The following is a 7,137-nucleotide window of genomic DNA, read 5'->3' as shown; positions in this document are numbered from 1 at the left end:
CCGCCTGCGACGGCTGACCAGGCGGACGTGACAGCGCCCGCAGGCGATCCACCGCACCTCGCGCCGCGAACTGGGCGGCGCCCAGCCCCTTCGATGACGTAGCCGCGGATGACCTGGCCTGACTCCTCCATCGCCCGCAGAACCTTGTAGACGCCGCTGAACCCGCCCGTCACGCGTTCGGTGTCCAGGGCGCCACGGGTCAGCACGCCGTGGCGTTCCAGGAAAGCCTCGGCACGGGCGTGCGCCCGGCGGGTCGGATCCTCCGCGGGCCTCACCGCCAGCGACCAGCGGCCCGCCGCCGTCGGCGGACCTGTGCGGGAAGGCATGTCGGGACGAGCGGCGCGCAGCCGGGCGTAGCGGCCCCGTGGAGCGCTGCGGCGAGGTTTGTGGGCCGCGCCGCCACCGGACACCAGCGCGCGCAGCGGACCCAGCGTGTCGTTGGTGATCAGGCCCGCCCACACCAGATCCCACAGCGTGCCAACGACTTCGGCGTCCGTGCACTCCACGGACAGCGAGACCCGGTCGACCACCTGACGGAAGAACAGCGCTCCGCCGGACAGTGCTTCCAGGACCGCGGTGTGCAGTGGCGACTCCGGGATCGACTCCGGCACCAGGTCGGGCAGCAGCAGGTCGGCCACATCGGTCGGGGCCAGCGCGATCCAGCCGTCGCCACCGGCGAGCGAGCCGCACCCGGTCCAGGTCACCTCGCCGGACGCGGTCAGCTCGTCCAGCAGCGCCGGGTAGTAGCCAGGCAGCCGGGACGGGAACAGCAGTGATTCCAGGGCACTGGCGGGAAGTGGCGCCCCCGCGAGCTGTTCCACCACCGAGAACACGTCGTCGACGGTGGGTGCCGAGCGCAGCCGGCGACCGAGGCCGTGCCACGACGGGAGGAAGCGGCCCAGCGCCGCGGGTTCGACCGGTTCCACCTCGGAACGCAGACGGGCCAGCGAAGCCCGGCGGAGGCGGCGCAGCACGTCCGAGTCGCAGTATTCGGTGTGCGTGCCGCCGGGACGGAGCTCACCGCGGACCAGGCGGCCCGTGGCGGCCATCCGTTCCAGGACAGCCGTCACCACGGCCACGCCGAGACCGAAGCGGGCGGCGGGTTCCGCGGCGGCGAACGGGCCGTGGGTGCGGGCGAAGCGGCTCAGCAGATCGCCCAGCGGATCCGCCACCGGTTCGGTGAAGGCTTCCGGGACACCGACGGGGAGCGCGACGCCGAGCGCGTCGCGGACCCGGCCCGCGTCCTCGATCGAGATCGTGCGTTCCTCACCGGCGATCCGGACGCGGATCGCCCTGCGCGCGGACACCAGCTCGTCCAGCCACGCGCGGGGCACGCCGCGTTCGAGAGCCTCCGCGTCGGAGAGATCTCCCAGGAACCGCAACAGGTCCGCGGTGTCCTCGGCGTGGCGCGGGCGGCGGTCCTCCGCCAGGCGTTGCAGGCTGCGTTCGACCTCGGCCATGACCTCCGGGTCGAGCAGCTCGCGGATCGCCTCGGAGCCGAGCAGTTCCGCGAGCAGCGTCGAGTCCAGGGACAGGGCAGCCGCGCGGCGTTCCGCCAGGGGCGCGTCCATCTCGTAGAGGAACATGCCCACGTAGCCGAAGAGCAGGCTGCGGGCGAACGGCGATGGTGACGGCGTCTCCACCTCGACCACGCGGACCCGGCGTGCGCGGACGTCCGACATCAGCTCACGAAGGCCCGGTACGTCGTAGACGTCCTGCAGGCACTCGCGCATGGCCTCCAGGACCACCGGGAAGCGCTCGTACTTCGCGGCCACCGACAGCAGCTGCGCCGAGCGTTGGCGCTGCTGCCACAACGGGGTGCGCCGGCGTGGATCACGGCGGGGGAGCAGCAGGGAGCGGGCGGCGCACTCGCGGAACCGGGCCGCGAACAGCGCCGAGCCACCCACCTCGGCCACCACGATCTGCTCGACCTCGTCGGGATCGAGCAGCACGTCCTCCGCGCTCGCCGTCACCTCCATGCCCTCGAAGTCCAGAGCATCGGGCAACCGCAGAACGATGCCGTCGTCGGAATGTGCCGCCTGCACCTCCACACCGCGTCGTTCACGCAGGCGCGCCGCGATCGCCAACGCCCACGGAGCGTTGACCTGGGCGCCGAACGGGGAGTGCACCACGAGCCGCCAGTCGCCCAGCTCGTCGCGGAACCGTTCCACCAGAACGGTTCTGTCGTTCGGGACGTGCCGCGTCGCCTCCTTCTGCTCGCCCAGGTACGCGAGCAGGTTGTCCGTCGCCCACTCGTCAAGGCCGGCGGACACGGCCCGTTCGCGAGCGGCGGAATCCTCCATTGTGGACACTTCGCGGAGGAACCTGCCCATCGCACGGCCGAGTTCCAGCGGGCGGCCCGGTGCGTCGCCCTTCCAGAACGGCATCCGCGCGGGCTGACCCGGCGCGGGCACCACGATCACCCGGTCGTGCGTGATGTCCTCGACCCGCCACGACGACGTGCCCAGCAGGAACGTGTCGCCGACCCGCGACTCGTAGACCATCTCCTCGTCCAGCTCACCGACGCGCGACGGCTCCGGACTTCTCCGACGGCGGCGTCATCACCGCGAACAGCCCGCGGTCGGGGATCGTGCCGCCGGACGTGACCGCCAGACGCTGAGACCCCGGCCGCCCACGTAGTTCGGAGTTCACCCGGTCCCACGTGATCCGCGGCCGCAGCTCGCCGAACTCCTCCGACGGATACCGGCCCGACAGCATGTCCAGCACCGCGTGCAGCGCCGACTCGGGCAGGCCCGCGAACGGCGCCGCCCGCCGCACCAGCGCCGTCAGCTCCTCGACCGTCCACGTCTCCATCGCCACCATCGCGACGATGTGCTGCGCCAGCACGTCCAACGGGTTGCGCGGGAACCGGATGGCCTCGATCGCGCCATCACGCATCCGTTCCGCCACCACCGCGCACGACACCAGGTCGCCGCGGAACTTCGGGAACATCACGCCCCGCGACACCGCGCCCACCTGGTGCCCTGCACGGCCGACGCGCTGCAGGCCGGACGCGACCGACGGCGGCGCCTCCACCTGCACCACCAGGTCGACCGAGCCCATGTCGATGCCGAGCTCCAACGACGACGTCGCCACGACGCAGGGCAGCCGCCCGGACTTCAGATCCTCTTCAACGGCCGTGCGCTGCTCACGTGACATCGACCCGTGGTGCGCACGGGCCACGGAAGCGGCCTTCTGCACCGTCAATCCCGACTGACCGATCGCCTCAGCCGGGAACGACTTCATCTCGACCGCTTCTTCCGCCAGCTCGTTCAGGCGCGCGGTCAGCCGTTCCGCGAGCCGCCGCGAGTTCGCGAAGACGATCGTCGACCGGTGCGCCCGCACCAGTTCGAGCACCCGTGCCTCGACCGACGGCCAGATGGAGGCGCGTTGCTCGGCTCCGGAGGCCGAACCCGACACCTCACCCGTCGGCTGGCCGAGCAGCGACATGTCCTCGACCGGCACCTCCACCTCGACCTGGATGGTCTTGGGGGTCTTCGGCTGCACCACCGACACCGGACGGCCACCGGAGAGGAACGTGCTGATCTCCTCGACCGGCCGCACGGTCGCCGACAGCCCGATCCGCTGCGCCGGCCGTTCGAGCAGAGCGTCCAGCCGTTCCAGCGACAACGCCAGGTGCGCGCCGCGTTTGGTGCCGGCCACCGCGTGCACCTCGTCGACGATCACCGTCTCCACGCCGCGCAACGACTCGCGCGCCGACGAGGTGAGCAGCAGGAACAACGACTCCGGCGTCGTCACCAGCACGTCCGGCGGGGTGCGCCCGAACGCCCGCCGTTCCTCGGGGGACGTGTCGCCGGTCCGCATGCCGACCATGATCGACGGTTCCGTCACACCCAGCCTGTGCGCGGCCTGCCGGATACCGGCCAAAGGCGCGCGCAGATTTCGTTCGACGTCCACCGCCAGCGCTTTCAACGGCGACACGTAAAGCACCCGGCACCGCCGCTTCGGTTCCGACGGAACGCCGGACGAAGCCAGCCTGTCCAGCGCCCACAGGAACGCGGCCAGCGTCTTGCCCGAGCCCGTCGGGGCGATGACCAGCGCGTGCTCGCCCGCCGCCGCGGCAGCCCACGCACCTGTCTGCGCCCGGGTCGGCGCGGCGAAGGCCCCGGCGAACCATTGCCTGGTCGCCGGTGAGAAAGCCTCCATCACGTCCATGCCGACCATCATGACAACCGGGTCTGACAATTTCTGATTGCGCAGGTCCGAGCACCCGCCGATGCCCGCTGTGGCACGATCACCCCGGTACGTCCTTCGAGGGGAGCACGGTGCGCGTCCTGTCCGTCGACCTGGGCACCGCCAACACGGTTGCGGTGCTGTCCGACCACGGTGTGGTGGATGTGGACGGTGGGCCCACCATGCCCTCGTCCGTCTACCTCGACGAGGACGGTGCCCTGCTCGTCGGCAGGGAAGCGGAGCGGCGTTCGCGCCAGGACCCGTCGCGCTACGAGGCGAACCCGAAGCGGCACATCGACAAGGCGACGATCAAGCTCGGTGAGCAGAACCTGCCGGTCAACGACGCGCTCGCGGCGATCTACGCGCGCGTCATGGAGGCCGTCACGCCGCTGCTCCAAGGCGCGCAGCTCGACGAGATCCGCCTGACGCACCCGGCCGAATGGGGCCCGAGCAGGCGCAACAAGCTGCTGTCCTCGGCCAGGCTCGCGGGCATGACCGGCGAGCTGGTCCCCGTTCCCGAGGCCATCGCGGTGGCCTCGCTCGGCGGCGGCCGTCCGCTCGCGGTCTACGACTTCGGCGCCGACACGTTCGACGTCTCCATGCTCGACTCCGAGCACCGCATCCTCGCCGACGGCAGCCTCAGCGACGTCGGCGGTCTCGACATCGACCAGGCGCTGCTGGAGCACATCGGCCGCATGGTCTCCCACAAGGACCCGGCAGGCTGGCAGCGGCTGCTGCGCCCGGTCACCGTGGACGACCACCGCGCCCGCCTCGGCCTGCGCGAGGAGCTGCGCCTGGCCAAGGAAGACCTCTCCGAGCTGCCTCAGGTCGAGGTGATGATGCCGGAGCCGTTCGAGAAGGTCGTCATCACGCGCGCCGAGCTCGAGGCGCTGATCCGGCCGAGCCTGATCCGCAGCGCCGAGGTCCTCATCTCCACGGTCCGCAAGGCCGGCGTCACGCCGGAGCACGTCTACCTCGTCGGCGGCTCCTGCCGGATGCCGCTGGTCGCGCAGGTCATCGCGGAGAAGGTCGGCATCGTCCCGACCAGCCCCGACCACCCGGAGACGATCGTCGCGTCCGGCGCGCAGGTCGTGGACCGGGCGATGATCACGCTCAAGCCCGAGGACGACAAGCCCAAGTTCGTCGAGCCGCCCACGGTCGTGACCGCGCCGGTCAGCCCCGCCGTGACCGGCCCGCATCCGGTGAACCCGAACGTCAGCGGCCCGAATCCCGTGGTCAGCGGCTCGTTCCCGGTCAACCCGAACGTGAGCGGGCAGTACTCGGCGAGCGGCACCTACCCGGTCACCGCGCCGTACTCGGTGAACCCGTCGGTCAGCGGCAGCTACCCGATGAACTTCCCGCAGCAGCAGGCGCCGAAGAAGGACAACAAGAAGGTCCTCATCGGTGTCGGTGCCGCGGTCCTCGTGCTGGCGGGCGTCATCGGCGCGGCGTTCGCGTTCTCCGGCCCCGATCTGCCCAGCGCGGACGAGTGCAAGGACGACACCTCGCAGGACGGTCAGGGCTTCACGAAGTGCCTGCGCCAGCTCGCGGGACACGTGCCGGACGGCGGCGGCTGCGAGAAGGCCGACTCCGCGCAGATCACCGGTATGGAGGAGATCAAGGGCACGGTCGTCAGCTGCACGATCCGCGACGGCTACTCGGTCCAGTACATCCTCACCGACAGCGTCACCGGCGCCGAGAACAACGCCGACGCCATCGCGAAGTCCTTCCAGACCGACCGCGTCGAGGCCGACTGGACCGGCAACGGCCTGGAGGGCGGTTACCGCGCGGCCACTTCGAGCGGCACCGGCGTGCTGGTGTTCACCGCCAAGGGGCGCCCCATGTTCGGCATCCTCACGAAGAACGCCGAGGAGAACGCCGACGAGCTCAAGCCGGACGAAATGGCCGACTTCTTCGAGAAGTCCGTGCAGCCGGGTGAGTAACCGCCCCTGATGGCCCTGTCGGCCCGCGGCCAGGCCGTGCCACCATCGCGATCATGGTGACCGTCGCGCCGCAGGTCGAACGCGTGCAGCGCAAGGTCGTTCGCGTGCTGACCGGCACCCAGATCCTGGGGTCCGCGTCGGTGACGATCGGCCTCGCGATCAGCACGCTGATCGCCGCGTCGCTGTCCGGCTCCGACGCCGTCGGAGGGCTCGCGCAGACAGCGGCCGTCGCCGGTGCCGCGTTGCTCGCCCTGCCCGGTGCTCGTCTCGCTCAACGGCGTGGGCGTCGTCCCGCGCTCATCCTCGGCTATGGCACGGGTGCGCTTGGTGCGTTGATCGCGGCCGTCGCCGTGGGTCTCGGTTTGTGGCAAATGTTGTTGGTGGGGCTCCTCCTGTTCGGAGGGGCGTCCAGCGCGAACTACGCGGCCCGTTATGCCGCAACGGATCTGGCCGAGCCCCAACGCCGTGCGCGCGAGCTCTCCCGTGTGGTGTGGGCGGCCATGATCGGCGCGATCATCGGCCCCAACCTCGCCGATCCCGCCGGACGGGTGGCCGCCTGGCTCGGCATGCCGGTGGGGGTGGGGCCGTTCCTGCTGGCGGCTCTGGTGCTCGGGGTCGCCGTGCTGGTCATCCAGCTCGGGCTGAGGCCGGACCCGCTCGTCGTCGTGAAAAGCACACGACCGGTTGAATCTCCGCACTGTTCCGGCGGCGGAAGTCCCGGTGGTCTGCGGATCTGGGGATCGCTCGGGCCGATGGCACGACTTGCACTCGTTGGAGTGATGTTGTGCCACACCGCGATGGTCGGGCTGATGTCGATGACGCCGGTGCACATGAACCACGCGGGGTCGTCGTTGCGCGTGGTCGGCGTCGTGATCAGCCTGCACGTCGCCGCGATGTACGCCGCGAGCCCGGCTGTTCGGGTGGATGGCGGACCGGCTGGGCCGCGTGCCGGTGCTCGCGATCGGCGCGTCACTGGTGGTGGCGGCGTCCGGGGTCGCGG

At 71.0% G+C, this 7,137-nt stretch carries 2 protein-coding genes and 1 pseudogene; 2 read left to right on the top strand and 1 reads right to left on the bottom strand.

Annotation, left to right across the window (positions count from 1 at the left end; genetic code table 11):
- Nucleotides 1–4,176 (bottom strand): annotated as a pseudogene (locus tag FXN61_RS57035) (ATP-dependent helicase); the annotation flags it as partial.
- A gap of 110 nt (nt 4,177–4,286) precedes the next feature.
- On the opposite strand from FXN61_RS57035, the gene FXN61_RS45635 reads away from it, so the two are divergent.
- Together FXN61_RS45635 and FXN61_RS45630 are read left to right on the top strand one after the other, a co-directional pair.
- Entirely contained in the window at nt 4,287–6,137 is a 1,851-nt protein-coding gene (locus tag FXN61_RS45635) for an Hsp70 family protein (protein ID WP_167980053.1), read from the top strand.
- 53 nt (nt 6,138–6,190) lie between these two features.
- Nucleotides 6,191–7,137, top strand: a 947-nt coding sequence (locus FXN61_RS45630; RefSeq protein WP_167980052.1) for an MFS transporter, incomplete at its 3' end; no start/stop codon positions are given.

Origin of the sequence: Lentzea indica, assembly GCF_012184385.1 — a bacterium.
Lineage (GTDB): Bacteria > Actinomycetota > Actinomycetes > Mycobacteriales > Pseudonocardiaceae > Lentzea > Lentzea indica.
This window is presented reverse-complemented; position numbering and strand designations above follow the sequence as displayed.